General features: G+C 67.9%; 17 protein-coding genes. 10 read left to right on the plus strand and 7 right to left on the minus strand.

The genetic code is table 11. The features are described 5' to 3' along the window. The first annotated feature begins 13 nt into the window (after positions 1–13). Positions 14–1,339, plus strand: coding sequence for an acetamidase/formamidase family protein (locus CAP40_RS18460; protein WP_086131033.1), 1,326 nt, complete (start codon positions 14–16; stop codon positions 1,337–1,339). Positions 1,340–1,352: 13 nt separating this feature from the next. Here CAP40_RS18460 and ychF read toward each other — a convergent pair whose 3' ends face one another. Continuing rightward, a complete protein-coding gene (ychF, locus tag CAP40_RS18465) occupies positions 1,353–2,450 on the minus strand; it encodes a redox-regulated ATPase YchF (RefSeq protein WP_086131034.1) in 1,098 nt (365 codons plus the stop codon). A 123-nt stretch (positions 2,451–2,573) separates the two neighbouring features. On the opposite strand from ychF, the gene CAP40_RS18470 reads away from it, so the two are divergent. The 3 genes from CAP40_RS18470 (at position 2,574) to CAP40_RS18480 (ending at position 5,684) form a co-directional block, all read left to right on the plus strand. Next, the gene (locus CAP40_RS18470) at positions 2,574–3,146 is read left to right on the plus strand and encodes a hypothetical protein (RefSeq protein WP_086131035.1); all 573 of its coding nucleotides are present in this window, start codon (positions 2,574–2,576) and stop codon (positions 3,144–3,146) included. A 235-nt stretch (positions 3,147–3,381) separates the two neighbouring features. Then, a complete protein-coding gene (locus CAP40_RS18475; RefSeq protein WP_086131036.1) occupies positions 3,382–4,386 on the plus strand; it encodes a transferrin-binding protein-like solute binding protein in 1,005 nt (334 codons plus the stop codon). Positions 4,387–4,496: 110 nt separating this feature from the next. After that, positions 4,497–5,684 (plus strand): JmjC domain-containing protein, encoded by a 1,188-nt coding sequence (locus CAP40_RS18480; RefSeq protein ID WP_086131037.1) that lies wholly within the window; start codon positions 4,497–4,499, stop codon positions 5,682–5,684. 49 nt (positions 5,685–5,733) lie between these two features. Here CAP40_RS18480 and CAP40_RS18485 read toward each other — a convergent pair whose 3' ends face one another. Then, positions 5,734–6,507, minus strand: coding sequence for a LytTR family DNA-binding domain-containing protein (locus tag CAP40_RS18485; protein ID WP_086131038.1), 774 nt, complete (start codon positions 6,505–6,507; stop codon positions 5,734–5,736). 105 nt (positions 6,508–6,612) lie between these two features. Between CAP40_RS18485 and CAP40_RS18490 the strand changes: the two genes are divergently transcribed. From CAP40_RS18490 to CAP40_RS18500, 3 genes are all read left to right on the plus strand, one after another. Further along, positions 6,613–7,260: a DUF2306 domain-containing protein gene (locus CAP40_RS18490; RefSeq protein ID WP_218822176.1), complete on the plus strand. Its 648-nt coding sequence runs from the start codon at positions 6,613–6,615 to the stop codon at positions 7,258–7,260. A gap of 129 nt (positions 7,261–7,389) precedes the next feature. Further along, positions 7,390–8,208: an SDR family oxidoreductase gene (locus CAP40_RS18495; protein ID WP_086131040.1), complete on the plus strand. Its 819-nt coding sequence runs from the start codon at positions 7,390–7,392 to the stop codon at positions 8,206–8,208. A 23-nt stretch (positions 8,209–8,231) separates the two neighbouring features. Further along, complete coding sequence (locus CAP40_RS18500) at positions 8,232–9,221, plus strand: AraC family transcriptional regulator (protein ID WP_086131041.1); 990 nt, start codon at positions 8,232–8,234, stop codon at positions 9,219–9,221. Between the two features lie 54 nt (positions 9,222–9,275). Here the strand turns inward: CAP40_RS18500 and pth are convergent, their stop codons facing one another. The 5 genes from pth to CAP40_RS18525 form a co-directional block, all read right to left on the minus strand. Next, entirely contained in the window at positions 9,276–9,845 is a 570-nt protein-coding gene (gene pth / locus CAP40_RS18505) for an aminoacyl-tRNA hydrolase (RefSeq protein WP_086131042.1), read from the minus strand. Positions 9,846–9,926: 81 nt separating this feature from the next. After that, positions 9,927–10,544, minus strand: coding sequence for a 50S ribosomal protein L25/general stress protein Ctc (locus tag CAP40_RS18510; RefSeq protein WP_086131043.1), 618 nt, complete (start codon positions 10,542–10,544; stop codon positions 9,927–9,929). Positions 10,545–10,697: 153 nt separating this feature from the next. Then, positions 10,698–11,180: an SRPBCC domain-containing protein gene (locus CAP40_RS18515; RefSeq protein WP_086131044.1), complete on the minus strand. Its 483-nt coding sequence runs from the start codon at positions 11,178–11,180 to the stop codon at positions 10,698–10,700. Then, positions 11,177–11,509, minus strand: a complete 333-nt coding sequence (locus CAP40_RS18520; RefSeq protein WP_086131045.1) for a helix-turn-helix transcriptional regulator — start codon at positions 11,507–11,509, stop codon at positions 11,177–11,179. The genes CAP40_RS18515 and CAP40_RS18520 overlap by 4 nt, the downstream gene beginning before the upstream one ends. Before the next feature lie 88 nt (positions 11,510–11,597). Beyond that, the gene (locus CAP40_RS18525; RefSeq protein ID WP_256924366.1) at positions 11,598–12,587 is read right to left on the minus strand and encodes a TraB/GumN family protein; all 990 of its coding nucleotides are present in this window, start codon (positions 12,585–12,587) and stop codon (positions 11,598–11,600) included. A gap of 38 nt (positions 12,588–12,625) precedes the next feature. Between CAP40_RS18525 and CAP40_RS18530 the strand changes: the two genes are divergently transcribed. Genes CAP40_RS18530 through CAP40_RS18540 form a run of 3 tightly spaced genes read left to right on the plus strand, consistent with a single transcriptional unit; the run spans position 12,626 to position 16,004 of the window. After that, positions 12,626–13,492 (plus strand): glycine--tRNA ligase subunit alpha, encoded by an 867-nt coding sequence (locus CAP40_RS18530; protein ID WP_086131182.1) that lies wholly within the window; start codon positions 12,626–12,628, stop codon positions 13,490–13,492. Then, positions 13,489–15,528, plus strand: a complete 2,040-nt coding sequence (gene glyS, locus CAP40_RS18535; protein WP_086131046.1) for a glycine--tRNA ligase subunit beta — start codon at positions 13,489–13,491, stop codon at positions 15,526–15,528. Before CAP40_RS18530 ends, glyS begins: the two co-directional genes overlap by 4 nt. Beyond that, a complete protein-coding gene (locus CAP40_RS18540) occupies positions 15,525–16,004 on the plus strand; it encodes a hypothetical protein (RefSeq protein WP_086131047.1) in 480 nt (159 codons plus the stop codon). The genes glyS and CAP40_RS18540 overlap by 4 nt, the downstream gene beginning before the upstream one ends. Positions 16,005–16,134 lie beyond the last annotated feature (130 nt).

A 16,134-nucleotide genomic window follows, 5' to 3' on the forward strand; every position in this document is an offset into this window, starting at 1 on the left:
CGGGGGAGGCGATATGCGGGGCGGAATCTGGGGTATGGCGGCGGCGCTGGCATGCACGGCGCCGATGACGGCACAGGCGCAGACGGCGCAGGTCGCCGGGCGCTGGATCGTCACCGTCGATTATTTCGGTACGCCGACCATCTGGACGCTCGACATCAAGCAGGACGGCGACCGGATCAGCGGCGACCTGACCGGCGACATATTCACCGGCACGGTGAAAGGCAGCGAGATCCGCTTCCTCGCCAAGGACACGGTGGGCGGATCGGAGGACGTGACTGCCCGGCTCGCGAACGGGCGGATCGCCGGCGAGATGATCCTGATCGACGGCGCGGAGCAGGCGCGCACGCCGCATCGCCTCGGCTTCACCGCCGAGCGCGCACCGCAGCCGAGCGGAGCGGCGCCGCGCCGGCACGAATTCGTCCCCGAGCGCTTCTATCGCCAGTTCTCGGCGCTCAACCCGCCGGTGCTGCACGTCAATCCGGGCGACACGATCCACACCACGACGATCGACGCGGCGGGCATCGATGCCCAGGGCGTGCGCCGCGCCGCGCCCGGCAATCCGCAGACCGGCCCCTTCTATATCGACGGCGCCATGCCCGGCGACACGCTGGTCGTGCGCATCCGCAGGCTCCGGCTCAACCGCGACACGGCGATCAGCACCAACGGGATGACGGAGCGCGGGCAGGATGCGCGCACCGCGGTGCAGATGGCCGGGCTCGGCAAGACGGTCACCTGGCGGCTCGACCGCGACAAGGGCATCGCCACGCCCGCGGCGCCGGGCGATGCGCTCAAGGGCTATTGGGTGCCGGTCAGGCCGATGCTCGGCGGCATCGGCGTGGCGGCCGATCCCGGCTCGGCCGCGCCGGGATCGGGCGATGTCGGCCGGTTCGGCGGCAACATGGACTTCAACGAGATGGGCGAGGGGACGACCGTCTATTTCCCCGTCGCGGTGCCCGGCGCCTTGCTCTATTTCGGCGACGGCCATGCGCTGCAGGGCGATGGCGAGACCACCGGCGACGCGCTGGAGACGTCGATGGACGTCGAAGTCGAAGTCGATCTGGTGCGCGGCAAGCGCGCCGGCCAGGTCCGCATCGAGACGCCGACCCACATCGTCGCGATCGGCCTGGACGGCTCGCTCGACGCGTCGTTCCGCAGCGCCAGCTCGAGCATGTTCGCCTGGCTCGCCGGGGACTATGGCCTCGCCCCGGCCGACATCGCGCAGGTGTTCGGCACCGCCGCCGAATATCGAGTCAGCGCGGTGCCGGGCCGCGCCGCGGGGATCGTGCTCAAGATCCCCAAGGCGCGCCTTGCCACGCTGCCGGGGGCGCCGAAGCCGTGAGGGCCGGCCGGCCTCAGCTGTGCAGGAAGTGCATCACGTCGCCGTCCTTGACGACATAGGCCTTGCCCTCGGCGCGCAGCTTGCCCGCCTCGCGCGCCCGCGCCTCGCCGCCCAGCGCGACATAATCCTCGTACGCGATCGTCTCGGCGCGGATGAAGCCCTTCTCGAAGTCGCTGTGGATCACGCCGGCCGCCTCGGGGGCGCTGGCGCCGGCATGCACGGTCCAGGCACGCGCTTCCTTGGGGCCGACGGTGAAGAAGGTGAGCAGGTGGAGCAGCTTGTAGCCGGCGCGGATCACCCGGGCGAGGCCGGTCTCCTCCAGCCCCAGCTCGGCCAGGAACTCGCCGCGATCCTCCACCGGCATGGTCGCGATCTCGGCCTCGATCGCCGCCGAGACGACCACCGCCTCGGCACCCTCCGCCCTGGCCTTCTCGAACACGCGGGCCGAGAAGGCATTGCCGTTGGCGGCATGCTCCTCGTTGACGTTGCACACATAGAGGACGGGCTTGGACGTGAGCAGCTGCGCCTGGCCGAAGATGCGCTCCTCGTCCACGTCCTTGGGCTGGGTCAGCCGTGCGGGCTTGCCGTCGCGCAGCAGGTCGAGCGCCTGGCCGAGCACGCTCGCCGCCGCCTTGGCTTCCTTGTCGCCCTGCGCCGCCTTCTTCTGGAAATTGGGCACGCGCTTCTCGAGGCTTTCGAGGTCCGAGAGCATCAACTCGGTCTCCACCGTCTCCGCGTCGGCGATCGGGTCGACCTTGTTGTCGACATGCTGGATGTCGTCATTCTCGAAGCAGCGCAGCACATGGACGATCGCGTCCACTTCGCGGATGTTACCCAGGAACTGGTTGCCCAGCCCCTCGCCCTTGCTCGCGCCGCGCACCAGCCCGGCGATGTCGACGAAGCCGAGCTGCGTCTCGATGATCTTGGCCGAGCCCGCGATGGCGGCGAGCTTGTCCAGCCGCGGGTCGGGCACGGCGACGTTGCCGACGTTCGGCTCGATCGTGCAGAACGGATAGTTCGCCGCCTGCGCCGCCGCCGTCTCGGTCAGCGCGTTGAAGAGCGTGGACTTGCCGACGTTCGGAAGCCCGACGATGCCGCAGCGGAAACCCATGTGAAGCCTGTTCCAATGTATTGGGAAAGGCGCCCCGATAGAGGCAATGCGCCGCTTTTGCCAGCGCGTTGACTTGGGAAGGCCGCATGGCAGAGTGCCGCGACGAAAGAGGGGAGAGAAGCAATGATCCGTATCGGGAATCTCGCCATGGCCGGCGTCGCGCTCGCGCTGGGCCTTTCCGCCTGCGACGACAGCGCCGCCAACAAGAAGGCGAACGAGGAAGCCGCAGCCCGCGCCGCCGATGCCGAGAAGGCGCAGAAGCTCAAGGACAGCGTCGAGCATAATTTCGACTGTCTCGCCGCGTTGCGCTGGCAGAAGGCCGCGATCACCGCCGCCGCTGGCGACGCCAAGCTGTACGAGGATTTCTACCGCGAGAAGCTGGAGGCGTCGCTCGGCGACCAGACCTTGCCCGCGGGCGAGGACGGTGCGCCGGCGCTCTCGCGCGCGACGATCCAGCAATATGCCGACTGGGCCTATCCGAAGACGGTCGAGGCCAAGTTCCGCGCGGGCAAGGATGCCAATGGCGACGGCAAGGTCTCCGACCAGGAGCGCAGCGGCCGCGGGTTCAACATGGTCGGCCAGTGCGTCCAGTTCGCCGCCGAGATGGGCAAGGGCCCGCTGGCGGGGAAGGACAAGGTGGCGCGCATGTTCAAGATCGAGGCGCTTCGCAAGTCGTTGAAGGACAAGGAGGCCTGATCGGCGCCGCGGCCGCTCGTGGCGCGTGGGCGACGAGCGGTTGCGGGTTGGCGTGCGCGGCTCCGTCCCCGCGGGGGAGGCAAGTGGGGCTGCGATCCGCGGTTTCGCCTTTCCAGGCCCTCAAAACGCCGCATTGGAGCCGGATTAGCCGGTCCGTCCGGCTTGACTGGGGGCCGTTCATCTGGGGTACAGGGGTGAGCCCTTTCGGTGCCCGCGTGTTTTTGAGGAGCAGGGAATGATTCGCCGTCACATGTTCATGAGCGCGCTCGCCGCGACGGTTGCGCTGTCGGGCTGCGGTGGCGGCAAGGGTGGCGCCACGCCGACTCCGACTGCGAGCCCCACGCCGACGCCGACGCCGTCGCCCACCTATGCGACCTTCCCGCTCGCCGCGGCGGCCGAATTCAACACCTATAGCGCCGCGATCAGCTATACCGGCGATCCGGCGACCAGCGCGGTGACGCTCGGCGCCGCCAGCACCGAGACGCTGTCGACCCGCGTGCGCCTCGCCACCGATTCGGCGATCAACACCGGCACCTATGTGATGCGCGAGAACACCGAGGAATCGCGCTTCTGCGTGCCGACCGGCCAGACCTGCACCTCGACCCTGGTCACGCCCTCGGCGGCGGCCAACCCCGAGTTCGTCTTCCGCACCAACGATGCGACCACCGCCGGCAAGTTCGCCCAGGTCGAGTATCTGAACAACGTGATCCCGACGACGATCACCAACGACCCCGCGCTGGCGCTCACCCGGGTGAGCTACGCCAATTGGTGGCGCGGCGATTCGACTGCGGGCCAGAAGCGCCTGGCCTATACTGCCTGGGGCTATTCGACTGCGCTGTCCGACATGCCGACCACCGGCACGGTCGCCTATACCAACCGGATCACCGGCCGCCTGGTCAGCACCAGCGGCACCACCACCGCGATCAACCAGGTCACCGGCACGGTGACGACGAACGTGAACTTCGCCACCGGCGTGGTGGACATGACCTTCACGCTCAGCACGATCCCGGCGGGCGGCGGCACGCCGGTGGCCTATGCCAACTTCACCGCGCAGGGCGCCATCCCGGTCGGCCAGAACCAGTGGACCGGCAGCTTCACCAATGCGAGCCCGCTCTCGGGCACGCTGGCCGGTGGCTTCTTCGGTTCGCAGGGCGAGCAGATCGGCGTGGTCTTCTCGGCCTCGGGCACGCTCGGTGGCGCCCAGCAGCGCCTGATCGGCGTGGTCATCGGCAAGAAGTAAGCGCTTCGCCCAAGATCGATGCTTTCGCGGCGCCGCTTTCCCTTGGGGGGAGGCGGCGCCGTTTGCTTGCGGGATCGACAAGCATCGTCTCCAGCCGCTAGCTTGACCGGGTGGATCTCTCCGAGCTGATCGCGCCGCTGGCGCCCGAGCAATTCCTTGGCGAATATTGGGGCCGCAAGCCGGTCCATATTCCCGCGCCGGCGGGGGCGAACCGCCAGGCGGTGATCGGCTGGGCGCGGCTCAATGCGCTGCTCGGCGTGCGGACCCATTGGGGGGCGGAGCACATCAAGCTGCTGCTCAACAGCGCGCCGGTCTCGCCCGATTTCTACATGGACCCGGTGCCGGGCCGCGGCGGCGTCCGCCAGCTCGCCAATCCCGCCAAGGTCGAGATGTTCCTCGCCATGGGCGCCAGCCTGGTCGCCGATGCGGTGGAGGAAGTCGCGCCCGAGATCCGTCGCCTCACCGATGCGCTGGCGCGGCAGTTCGCCGCACGCGCGGAAGCGAACCTCTATTGCTCGTTCCAGGGCATCCAGGCCTTCGCCTCGCATTGCGACCTGCACGAAGTGTTCGCGATCCACTGTGTCGGCGAGAAGCGCTGGCGAATCTACGCGAACCGCGCCGAGAATCCCATCGCGCCGCTGAAAGGCGACGATGCCCAGGCCCGGATCGACGCCGCCAAGGGCCCGGTGCTGATGGACGTCACGCTGCGGCCCGGCGACGTGCTCTATATTCCGCGCGGCTATTTTCACGACGCGCTGGCGAGCTCCGCCGAATCACTCCACCTGACCATCGGCATCACCCCGCATTCGAGCACGCTGCTGTTCGAGCTGCTGGAGGAGATGGCGATCCGCGAGCCGCTCTTCCGCACCTATCTCGCCGACGCGCGCGAGGGGGGAGGGGCCGCGCTTGCCGGCCAGCTCGCGGCGCTGGGCGAACGCCTGGCCGAGCTGGCGCGCAGCCGGGCGATGCTGGAGGCGGTGGCGGTGCGCCAGCGGCGGCTCGCCGCGCCTGGCCGGACGCTGGCGCTGCCCGAGCGGCCGCTGCTCGATTTCTATGCGCGCACCGATCGCGCCGGCACGGTTGCCTGGCTCGAGACGGGCGCGGTGCTGCGGGCCGGTGGCGGCGAGCACGCGCTGGGCCCCGTCGCCGATGCGGCGGAATATGTGCTCGATCGCCCGGCGGTGAGCGCGCAGGAGGTGCGGGCCCGTTTCGCGCATCATCCGGCGGACGAGGTGGACGCGCTGCTTGCGCTGCTCCTCCGGCTGGGGCTGGTGCAGCCCTATCGGCCGGCGCTCTAGCCCGGGGAAGGCCGGCCGCACCGGCGTTCGGCCCGGATATCGAGACGGCCTAGAACCAGCCCGCTTCCTTCAGCGTCGGCGCATAGGTCCGGCTCACCGGCGTCACGAGGCCGCCGGCGAGGCGGATCTCGCCCGCGCCGCGCCGCCAGCGCACATCCTCCACCGCATCGGCGGCCACCCACCAGGAGCGATGGACACGCCAGCCATGGGCCCGCGCCAGTTCGTTCAGCGCATCGGCGAAGCGCAGGGTGATCAGCTCCTCGCCGGCGTCGGTATGGACTTTCAGATAGTGATCATGCGCCTCGATCGCGATCAGCCGGGCCGCACGCCGTTTCGCCGAGAGCCGCCGCCTGAAGGTCGCCTCGGCCTCGGGCAGTGGCGGGGCGACGATGGTCCGCGTCTCGATCCGGCCGGGCAAACGCCGCCAGACCAGGGTGCGGACCACCAGCACCGCCAGCAGGATCGGCCATACCTGCCAGAGCAGCCGCTGGTAGCTCCGCCAATCGAAGGGCCCGCCGATGAGGAGGTGTTCGGTCGTCAGCACCAGCAGCGACACGAACGGCGTCATCAGCACCGAGACCACCGCTATCCTTCGCCAGGTCCGCGCCATGCGCCGGCGCAGCAGATCGTCCGCCACCACGCCGATCAGCCCGCCGCCGACCATGCAGATCATCCAATAGACATAGCGCCCCATGACGGGCAGGCGCTCCGAGGCGAACGGGCCCAGGAACCCCATCAGCAGGCCGAACGCCACCAGCAGGGCGATGTCGATCGACCATCGCCGCGCCGCTCGCTCTTCCCACCCCGTCGCCCAACCGTCCATGCGGCTCCGTTCGCGCAATCCTGGCACCATTCGCGAAGCATGGCCTAGCGAGCCGCCGGCTTACCGGCAACGAGCTTCGGCGAGACCGCCAATGGAGGCCCCCGCTTGACCACCACCGCCGCAACCTTGCCGTCCAGGGCCACGCCCTGGTCCGTCCGCATCGCCTGGATGATCCTGGCCATCCTCTGCCTGGGGATCGCCTTCTATTCCGCGCATTATCTGCTGCATCCGCCCCGCAAGCCGGCCGAGGCACTGCACAACCCGCTAGGGGTTCCCTGGCTTTTCGTGCATGTCGCCGGCGCGGTCGTTGCGCTTGTGCTGGGTTCGTTTCAATTCCTGCCCGCCCTGCGCCGGGGCGCGATTCCGCCGCACCGCTGGATCGGCCGGCTCTATGTGATGGGATGCCTGGTCGGGGGCGCGGCGGGGCTGGTCCTGGCGCCCGGATCCTCGGCGGGCCCGATCGCCTCGACGGGCTTCGGCAGCCTCGCCATCGTCTGGATCGCCGTGACTCTCCTGGGCTGGCGCGCGGCTGTGCAGGGCCGCTTCGCCGTGCATCGCCGCTGGATGATCCGCTCCTGGGCGCTCACGCTCGCGGCGGTCACCCTGCGGCTCTACCTGCCGCTGGTCATGGTCTTGGATCTGCCGTTCCTGCCCTGGTACCGCGCCATCTCGTTCCTGGCCTGGGTTCCGAACCTGGTCGTGGCGGAGCTTTGGCTGCGGCGCACGGGCGCGCGGGGCCAGGCCGGTTCATGACGTCGCCGCCCACCGGCAGGGCGCCCGGAATGTCCGGCGTGATCGGATAGCATAATGGCGCGATCCGATACTGATCTCCCGGCGTTCGTCCCATAAATTGGCGCTCATCACGAAATTGGGAAGCGCAAGATGACTGGAACGATCCTCATCACCGGAACCTCGAGCGGCCTTGGCCGTGCCACGGCCAGGCTCTTTCAGGCGAAGGGATGGAACGTCATCGCGACGATGCGCGACCCCGCGTCCGAAACGGAGTTGACGCAGCTTGCCAATGTCCTCGTCACCCGCCTCGACGTTCAGGACGTCGCGTCGATCGCCGTCGCGGTGAACGCCGGTTTGGCAAGGTTCGGGCGTATCGATGCTCTCATCAACAATGCGGGCTACGGCGCTTTCGGTCCCCTCGAGGCAACACCCCTGGAGAATATGCGTCGCCAGTATGACGTGAATGTCCTCGGCCTCATGGCAACGACCAAGGCCCTTTTGCCGCATTTTCGGGCAAATCGCAGCGGCGCTATCGTCAACATCTCGTCGATGGGCGGGCGGATCGCCTTTCCGAGCGGCACGCTCTATCACGGCACCAAGTTCGCGGTGGAAGGGCTTTCCGAAGCGCTGCAATATGAGCTCGCGCCCCTCGGCATCCGCGTGAAGATCGTCGAGCCCGGCATGATCGCCACGGATTTCACCAGTCGGTCTGTCGAATACAACAACGAGCCGGAACTTGCTGAGTATCAGCCCCTTATTCAGAGCATGGGGCTTCTTGTGAGTTCGTTGTATGAGCACGCGTCGTCGCCAGAGGTGATTGCGGAAGTTGTTTACGAAGCGACCACGGACGAGAGCGACCGGCTCCGTTATGCTGCCGGCGCGGATGCGGAGCATCTCCTCGCCGCGCGCTACGCATCGAGCGACGCGGAGTTCTTCGCTGCGTTGAAAGCGCAAGTCGGGATGGTCTAAGTCGTCGCGCGCGAGAAACCGGAATGGCCCCATCGGACACCTACGCACTCGACACGACCTGGTGGATGGTCCTCAGAGACCTCGGCATCGTCGCGGCCGACGTGCTGCGACGCGCCGGCCTGCCGGAGGATCTTCCGCGACTTCCCTCGGTTCGCCTCCTGCCCGATGAATATCACCGCTTCTGGAACGGGATGGAGGCGGAATCGGGCGATGAACTTCTTCCGCTGCGGGTCTGCGAAGCGATCCGCAGCGAAGCTTTCTCGCCGGCGCTCTTCGCCGCACTGTGCAGCCCGAACCTCGCAACGGCTGTCCGCCGCATCGCGCAATATAAGCGGCTGATCGCGCCGATGCGCCTCCAGGTGTCGGAGGGGCATGACGGGATGACGCTGGAACTCCTGTGGACCTGTGCGTCCCGGCCGCCGGATTCCCTGGTCCTGATGGAACTGCTCTTCTTCGTGTCGCTTGCCCGCATGGGCACGCGCGAGGCGGTGAGGCCGGCCGCAGTAACGACGACCATCTTGCCCTCGCCGATCGCCCCCTATGAAGCGTTTCTGGGCGCGAGCCTGAAACGCGGCGCGCGCCACCGGCTCGTCTTCGACGCGGCCGATGCGAGCCGGCCTTTCCTGACCTCGAATGCGCGGATGTGGGAAACGTTCGAGCCGCATCTGCGCCAGCAGCTCGCCGAACTCGATGGCGCGGTCACGATGTCGCAACGCGTTCGTGCGGCGCTTCTCGAAGGGATCCCGAGCGGGCGTATCTCCATCGAGGCGATCGCCGGGAAACTCGCGATGAGCAAGCGGACCTTGCAACGGCGCATCGAGTCCGAAGGTGCCAGCTACCAGCAACTCCTGGCGGGGACGCGGGAGGCGCTGGCGCATCATTACCTGATGAAGACGGCCCTGCCCCTGGCGGAAATCGCGTTCCTGCTCGGCTTCGACGAGCCGAATTCCTTCTTTCGGGCCTTCCGGGCATGGACCGGAAGAACCCCCGAGGATGTGCGCCGTTCGGGTTGAAGCCTGCCGGTGGGGAAGGCGGGGAAGGCGGCTGAGGGAATATGGGTCCCCAAGCTAGTCCTGCAGCCGCAGCGCCACGTCGCTCATGAAGCGCGCATCGTCGCCCGCCGCCAGCCAGGGTGCTTCCGCGGCGATGGCGCCGAGCATATCGGCAAGCGGCTCGATCTCGCTCTTGGCATAATTGCCCAGCACATAGCCGTGTACCCGGTCCTTGTGGCCGGGATGGCCGATGCCGATCCGCACGCGGCGGAAATCGGGGCCGATATGCTTGTCGGCCGAGCGCAGGCCGTTATGCCCCGCGGTGCCGCCGCCACGCTTCACCTTCACCTTCATCGGTACCAGATCGAGCTCGTCGTGGAACAGGGTCACGTCCTCGGGGGCGAGCTTGTAGAAGTCCATCGCCGCGCGCACGGCGCGCCCGCTCTCGTTCATGAACGTGCCGGGCTTGAGCAGCAGGATCTTCTGGTTGCCCACCCGGCCTTCGCGCACCCAGCCCTGGAACTGCTTCTTCTCGGGCGAGAAGCCATGGGTCTCGGCAATGGCGTCGACCGCCATGAAGCCCACATTGTGCCGGTGCATCGCATATTGCGGGCCCGGATTGCCCAGGCCGACCCAGAGCTGCATCGCATGTTCCTGAAAACGAAAATCGCCCCCGCACCTAGGATGCGGAGGCGATTTTTTGAACCGGTAAGTTCGGAGGCGGGATTACTCGCCTTCGCCCTCGGCGGCAGCCTCGGTCTGGGTGGTGTCGCCTTCGCTCGACTTGAGCGCCGACGGGGCAACCACGGTCGCGATGGTGAAGTCGCGATCGGTGATCGCCGGGGTCGCGCCCTTGGGCAGGGTCACCGCCGAGATGTGCAGCGAGTCGCCGACTTCGAGGCCCTTGAGCGAGATCTTGATCTCGTCGGGAATCTCGGCCGCGTCGACCACCAGTTCCAGCTCGTGGCGGACGACGTTCAGCACGCCGCCGCGCTTGATGCCGGGGGCCGCTTCCTCGTCGGTGAAGACGATCGGCACGTTCACGTGCACGGTGGCGTGCTCGCTGATGCGCAGGAAGTCGGCATGGACCGGACGATCGGAGACGGGGTCGAACGCCACGTCCTTGGGCAGGGTGCGCTCGCCGCCGATCATCACGACCGAGTTGAAGAAGTGCCCGGTCATGAGCAGCTTCGTCAGTTCACGCTCGGAGACGTGGATGCTCTTGGGATCCTGCTTGTTGCCGTAGATCACGGCGGGGACGCGGCCTTCACGACGAAGCGAACGGGAGGCTCCCTTGCCAACCTGCTCGCGCGCCTCGGCCGACAGCGTAAGCGTATCGCTCATGTGTCGTTCCAATTCGCTAGTGTTGTATCAATGCAACCGGCCAGGCCTCCAGGGATGACCCTGGCACGGAAGGCGCGCGCATAGCGGGGGGCTGGGGGAAAAGCAAGGCGACTCTAATTCCTCCCCGAGACGAGCTCGGGGAGGAATGAACGCCTACAGAAGCGCCGGCAGCACCGCTTCGAGCTTCTCGAAGCTCTGGCTCCAGCCTTCCTTCATGCCCGCCAGCGCCGGCAGCATTTCCGCGCTCGCCTGCAGCACCACCGTGGTCATGTGCATGCGCGTGCCGCCTTCGGGCGCGTCGGTGAAGGCCATGCTGGTGCGGTGCTCGATGCCCCAGCTGCCGTCCGCGCCCTGGAAGGCGCGCAGGACCATGACCAGGCGATCCGGACGGTCCACCACTTCATATTCGCCGTGCACCGGGTTGGTGCCATAGGGCTCGGGCCCGCGCATATCGAGGCGGATCCTGCCGCCCGGCCGCGCGTCGCTCTCGGCGAAGGGCACGTCGAACTGATGCGGCCCCCACCAGCGGGCGAGATGCTCGGCCTTGGTCATGCAGTCGAACACCAGGTCGCGCGGGGCCGCGAAGATGCGGTCGATCGTCACTTCATAGCCGACACCGATTTCGGTCGTGGTCATTTGCTCTCTCCATTGCGTTGCAGTTCAGCGAGATACGCGTCGAGGTCGTCGAACTTGGCGTCCCAGAAGCGGCGATATTCGGCGAGCCACTCGCTCGCCGCCTTGAGCGCGGCGGGCTCGAGCCGGGCCGGGCGCTGCTGCGCGACCCGGCTGCGCGAGATCAGGCCCGCATGCTCGAGCACCTTCAGATGCTTGGTCACCGCCGGCCCGCTCATCGCGAAGGGCTGGGCGAGTTCGCCCACCGAAGCCTCGCCCAGGGCCAGCCGCGCCAGGATCGCGCGGCGGGTGGGGTCGGCCAGGGCGGCGAAGGTGTTGCTCAGTCGGTCCATATCTAACTCATCGGTTATCTAACCGATCAGTTATATTAAGCCGCGGGCGATGTCAATCCGGCGGTGACCCAGCAGGCTTTGGTGTCCGTCAGGGGCGGACGCGCTCCACCTTGAGGCCGCGCTTGGCCAGCTCGGCCTGCACGCTGGCCTCGCCCGCCAGGTGCCCGGCGCCCACCGCCATGAACACAGTGCCGGGCCGCGCCATCCGCCGCTGGATCCAGTCGGCCCAGTTGCGGTTGCGGCGGACCAGCAGCGCCTCGGTCACTTCGGGCGCGCTTGCCATGTCCTCGTTGACCAGCTTCGCCAGCCCGTCGGCATCGCCCTTGCGCCAGGCGGCGACCGCCCGGTCGATCTTGCTGCCGGCCCGGGGCAGGTCGTCGATCGTCTCGATCAACAGCTTGCGCTGGGCGGGCAGGGGCAGGGCATCGAAATAGCCGAGTTGCTGGCGCGCGGTCTCCAGTCCCTCGATCCGCTTGCCCCCGGCCTTGGCGGCATCGGTGAGCACCCGCTCGGCGCCCTGCTTGTCGTCATAGCCGAGCCGGCGGAGCGGCATCACCGAGAGCAGGGTTGCGGCCAGCCAAGGCTCGGCGCGGTCGAGCGAATCGGGGGCCATGCCATATTCGGGCAGCGCCGCGCGCATCCGGGCCGCCTCTGCCGGGGGCAGCTGTTCGGGCAGGGGCGGGCCGCCCTGCGCGGTGCCGAGCTCGGCGACGATCTTCTGCATCTCGGCATCGGGTGGCATCACCAGCTCGAGTACCAGCGTGTCGGACTTGTCGAACGCCTGCTTCACCCCGCCCCGGAACCAGGCGATGCCGGGCTTGAGCACGTGGACGGTGCCGAACAGATAGAGGGTGGTATCGTCGTCCTTGACCACCCAAAGCGCCGGATCGGCCTGCTCGGCCGGGGCGGGCGGCTGCTGCCCGCAGCCCCAAAGGGCCAGTGCCAGCAATGCGGGGAGCAGGCGGCGGATCATGGGGCTTCCGATCATCGCCAACCGGTAGCCGCGAACCGCGTCCCGATCCAGCGCCGCGGCGGTGCGGGATTGACCGGCATTGACCGGCAGAAGGGGAGACGCCAAAGCGCGAGGCTATGGCAGAGCCTCTCAGCTTCCAGCGCATGATCCTCACGCTCCATGACTATTGGGCGGAGAAGGGCTGCGTGATCCTCCAGCCCTATGACATGCGCATGGGCGCGGGCACCTTCCACCCGGCAACGACGCTGCGCGCCCTCGGCCCGGAGCCGTGGAACGCCGCCTTCGTCCAGCCCTGTCGCCGCCCGACCGACGGCCGCTATGGCGAGAATCCGAACCGCGGGCAGCACTATTACCAGTATCAGGTGATCCTGAAGCCGAGCCCGCCCGACCTGCAGAACCTGTATCTGGGCTCGCTGGCGGCGATCGGCATCGACTTCACTCGGCACGACATCCGCTTCGTCGAGGATGACTGGGAGAGCCCCACGCTCGGCGCCTGGGGCCTGGGCTGGGAAGTCTGGTGCGACGGGATGGAAGTCACGCAGTTCACCTATTTCCAGCAGATGGGCGGCTTCGACTGCAAGCCCGTCGCCGGCGAGCTCACCTACGGGCTCGAGCGCCTGGCGATGTATCTGCAGAACAAGGATTCGATGTTCGATCTCGCCTTCAACGATACGGGCGTGACCTATGGCGACGTGTTCCTGGAGAACGAGCGCCAGATGTCGAAGTATAATTTCGAGGTCGCCGACACCGAGATGCTGTTCGACGGCTTCCGCAAGGCCGTGGCCGAGTGCGAGAACTGCCTGGCCAACAACATCCCCATCGCCGCCTATGAGCAAGCGATCGAGGCCAGCCACCTGTTCAACCTGCTGCAGGCCCGCGGCGTGATCTCGGTCGCCGAGCGCCAGGCCTATATCGGCCGCGTCCGCGACCTGGCCAAGGGCAGCTGCGAAGCCTGGATCCAGCACATGACGCCCGCCTGGAACGCCAAGTATCCGGAGTGGACGGTATGAGCGCCGTGACCGAAGACTTCCTGCTCGAACTCCGCTCGGAGGAAATTCCCGCCCGCATGCAGGAAAAGGCGCGCACCGATCTGGCCGCGCTGTTCGAGGCGCGGCTGAAGGCGCTCAACCTGCCGTTCGAGAGCATCGAGAGCTATGCCACGCCCCGCCGCCTCGCGCTGATCGTGCGCGGCGTGGCCGCGATGACCGCGGCCGCCAGCGAGGAGCGCAAGGGCCCCCGCGCCGATGCGCCGGCCCAGGCGATCGAGGGCTTCCTGCGCTCGACCGGGCTCAGCCGCGAGCAGCTGGTGGAGCGCGACGACGGCAAGGGCGGCAAGCTGCTGTTCGCGGTGATCGACCGGCCCGGCATTGCCGCCGGCTCGGTGCTCGCCAGCGCGATCACTCATGTCGTCACTGCCTTTCCCTGGCCCAAGTCGATGCGCTGGGGCGCCGCTTCGGAATCGACCGAGAGCCTGCGCTGGGTGCGTCCGCTCCAGGGCATCATCGCGCTGCTCGGCGACAGGCTGGTGCCGGTGGAGATCGCCGGGGTGCAGAGCGCCTCGGTAACCGTCGGCCATCGCTTCCACCATCCGGGCGGGATCACGATCGGCTCGGCCGCGGATTATATCGAGAAGCTGCGCGCCTGCCATGTGATCGTCGACGGCGCCGAGCGCCGCAACATCATCGCGCTGGGCGCCAAGATGGCGGCGCAGAAGGCCGGCCTGGCGCTGATCGAGGACGAGGGGCTGCTCTACGAGAATGCCGGCCTCACCGAATGGCCGATGCCGCTGCTCGGCCGCTTCGATCCGGCGTTCCTCGACGTGCCGCCCGAAGTGATCCAGCTCACCGCGCGGGTGAACCAGAAATATTTCGTCTGCCGCGACGCGGCGGGTGCGCTTGCCAACGCGTTCGTCTGCGTGGCGAACATCGACGCGACCGACGGCGGCGAGAAGATCGTCGAGGGCAACCAGAAGGTGCTCGCGGCGCGGCTGAGCGATGCGCGCTTCTTCTACGAGACCGATCTGAAGACCCGGCTCGAGGCGCTGACGCCCAAGCTCGGCAAGATCGTCTTCCACGACAAGCTGGGCACGGTGGCCGACAAGGTCGACCGCGTGGCCAAGCTGGCGCGGTGGCTGGCGGAGCAGGGGATCGTCAAGGCGGATCCCGACCAGGCCGAGCGCGCCGCGCGCCTCGCCAAGGCCGATCTCGTCACCGGCATGGTCGGCGAGTTCCCCGAGCTCCAGGGCCTGATGGGCGGCTATTACGCCGCCGCCCAGGGCGAGCCGGCAGCGGTCGCCGAGGCGATCCGCGATCACTACAAGCCGGTCGGGCAGGGCGATGACGTGCCGACCGCGCCGGTTACGGTGGCGGTGTCGCTGGCGGACAAGCTCGACAGCATCACGGCATTCTTCGGCGTCGATTTGAAGCCCAGCGGCTCCAAGGACCCCTTCGCGCTCCGCCGCTCGGCGCTGGGCGTGATCGCGTTGATCCTCGACAACGGCCTGCGCTTCCCGCTTGCCACGTCGGTCAACCAGGATGTGCTCGACTTCTTCGCCGACCGGCTCAAGGTCCAGCAGAAGGAAGCCGGCGTCCGCCACGACCTGATCGACGCGGTGTTCGCGCTTGGCGGCGAGGACGATCTCGTCCGGCTGCTCGCCCGGGTGAAGGCGCTCCAGGCGTTCGTCACGTCGGAAGAGGGCCGGAATCTGCTCGCCGGCTACAAGCGCGCCGCCAATATCCTCAAGAAGGAGAATTGGGTCCCCGGCGAAGTCGCGGATACCGGCATCTACGAGGCAGAGCCCGCCGAATCCGCGCTGATCGCGGCGCTCGACGCAGCCGAGCCCAAGGCCGAGGCGGCGATCGCGGCCGAGGATTTCGAAGGCGCGATGGCTGCCCTCGCCTCGCTCCGCGCGCCGATCGACAGCTTCTTCGACGACGTCACCGTCAACGATCCCGACGCGCAGAAGCGCAACGCCCGCCTCGCCCTGCTCGCCCGCATCCGCGACGCGGTGAACAATGTCGCCGATTTCTCCAGGATCGAGGGATGAGCGCAGCGGGGCAGGGGCTTCCGGTTTCGCCGGAACTCTTCGCCGCGCTGTTCCTGCTGGTCTTCCCCTTCTTCTGGCTCGCGATCATCGCCCTGGTCGCGAACCAGGGATGGCGCAAGGTCGCCCGCGCCTATCCCGCGACGTCCGATCCGCCCTATTCCGCGCGGCGCTGGCGCTTCGTGTCGCTCAACATCGGCGGATCGCTGCGCTCGCCCAACTATGCCTCCTCGGTCCAAGGCTGGACGTCGGAATCGGGCTTCTGGCTGCGCCCCTTCCTGCTTTTCCGCCCCTTTCATCCGACGATCCACGTGCCCTGGACAGGCGTGGAGTCGGTCGAGCGCGAACGCAGGCTGGTGGGCGAACGGGTGCGCGTGAAGCTTGCGGGCGAAGTGCCGGACCTGTTGTTCGTCGGCGCGCTCGGCCATGCGCTCCTCGAGCGCCAGCGGGACAAGACGGGATCGGCAAAAGGCCAATGACCCCAGGATTTACCCTTGGTAACCGGTGTCTTCGAAACTTGTCCCCAACCCAAGCAAATCTTGCGGTATGACAACGTAGTCAGCGGGTTTCCCCCTGTTCGCACCTGCGGTAGGCGGCCCCAACGAACGA

The organism is Sphingomonas sp. IBVSS2 (assembly GCF_002127225.1).
Taxonomy (GTDB): domain Bacteria; phylum Pseudomonadota; class Alphaproteobacteria; order Sphingomonadales; family Sphingomonadaceae; genus Sphingomonas.

What these genes read in the sequence shown, in the direction of transcription:
- pth (WP_086131042.1), bottom strand. Translation starts at nt 9,845, where the DNA reads ATGCAGCTCTGGGTCGGCCTGGGCAATCCGGGCCCGCAATATGCGATG.
- CAP40_RS18495 (WP_086131040.1), top strand. Translation starts at nt 7,390, where the DNA reads ATGACTGGAACGATCCTCATCACCGGAACCTCGAGCGGCCTTGGCCGT.
- CAP40_RS18510 (WP_086131043.1), bottom strand. Translation starts at nt 10,544, where the DNA reads ATGAGCGATACGCTTACGCTGTCGGCCGAGGCGCGCGAGCAGGTTGGC.
- CAP40_RS18485 (WP_086131038.1), bottom strand. Translation starts at nt 6,507, where the DNA reads ATGGACGGTTGGGCGACGGGGTGGGAAGAGCGAGCGGCGCGGCGATGG.
- glyS (WP_086131046.1), top strand. Translation starts at nt 13,489, where the DNA reads ATGAGCGCCGTGACCGAAGACTTCCTGCTCGAACTCCGCTCGGAGGAA.
- CAP40_RS18530 (WP_086131182.1), top strand. Translation starts at nt 12,626, where the DNA reads ATGATCCTCACGCTCCATGACTATTGGGCGGAGAAGGGCTGCGTGATC.
- CAP40_RS18515 (WP_086131044.1), bottom strand. Translation starts at nt 11,180, where the DNA reads ATGACCACGACCGAAATCGGTGTCGGCTATGAAGTGACGATCGACCGC.
- CAP40_RS18520 (WP_086131045.1), bottom strand. Translation starts at nt 11,509, where the DNA reads ATGGACCGACTGAGCAACACCTTCGCCGCCCTGGCCGACCCCACCCGC.
- CAP40_RS18475 (WP_086131036.1), top strand. Translation starts at nt 3,382, where the DNA reads ATGATTCGCCGTCACATGTTCATGAGCGCGCTCGCCGCGACGGTTGCG.
- ychF (WP_086131034.1), bottom strand. Translation starts at nt 2,450, where the DNA reads ATGGGTTTCCGCTGCGGCATCGTCGGGCTTCCGAACGTCGGCAAGTCC.
- CAP40_RS18540 (WP_086131047.1), top strand. Translation starts at nt 15,525, where the DNA reads ATGAGCGCAGCGGGGCAGGGGCTTCCGGTTTCGCCGGAACTCTTCGCC.
- CAP40_RS18460 (WP_086131033.1), top strand. Translation starts at nt 14, where the DNA reads ATGCGGGGCGGAATCTGGGGTATGGCGGCGGCGCTGGCATGCACGGCG.
- CAP40_RS18470 (WP_086131035.1), top strand. Translation starts at nt 2,574, where the DNA reads ATGATCCGTATCGGGAATCTCGCCATGGCCGGCGTCGCGCTCGCGCTG.
- CAP40_RS18500 (WP_086131041.1), top strand. Translation starts at nt 8,232, where the DNA reads ATGGCCCCATCGGACACCTACGCACTCGACACGACCTGGTGGATGGTC.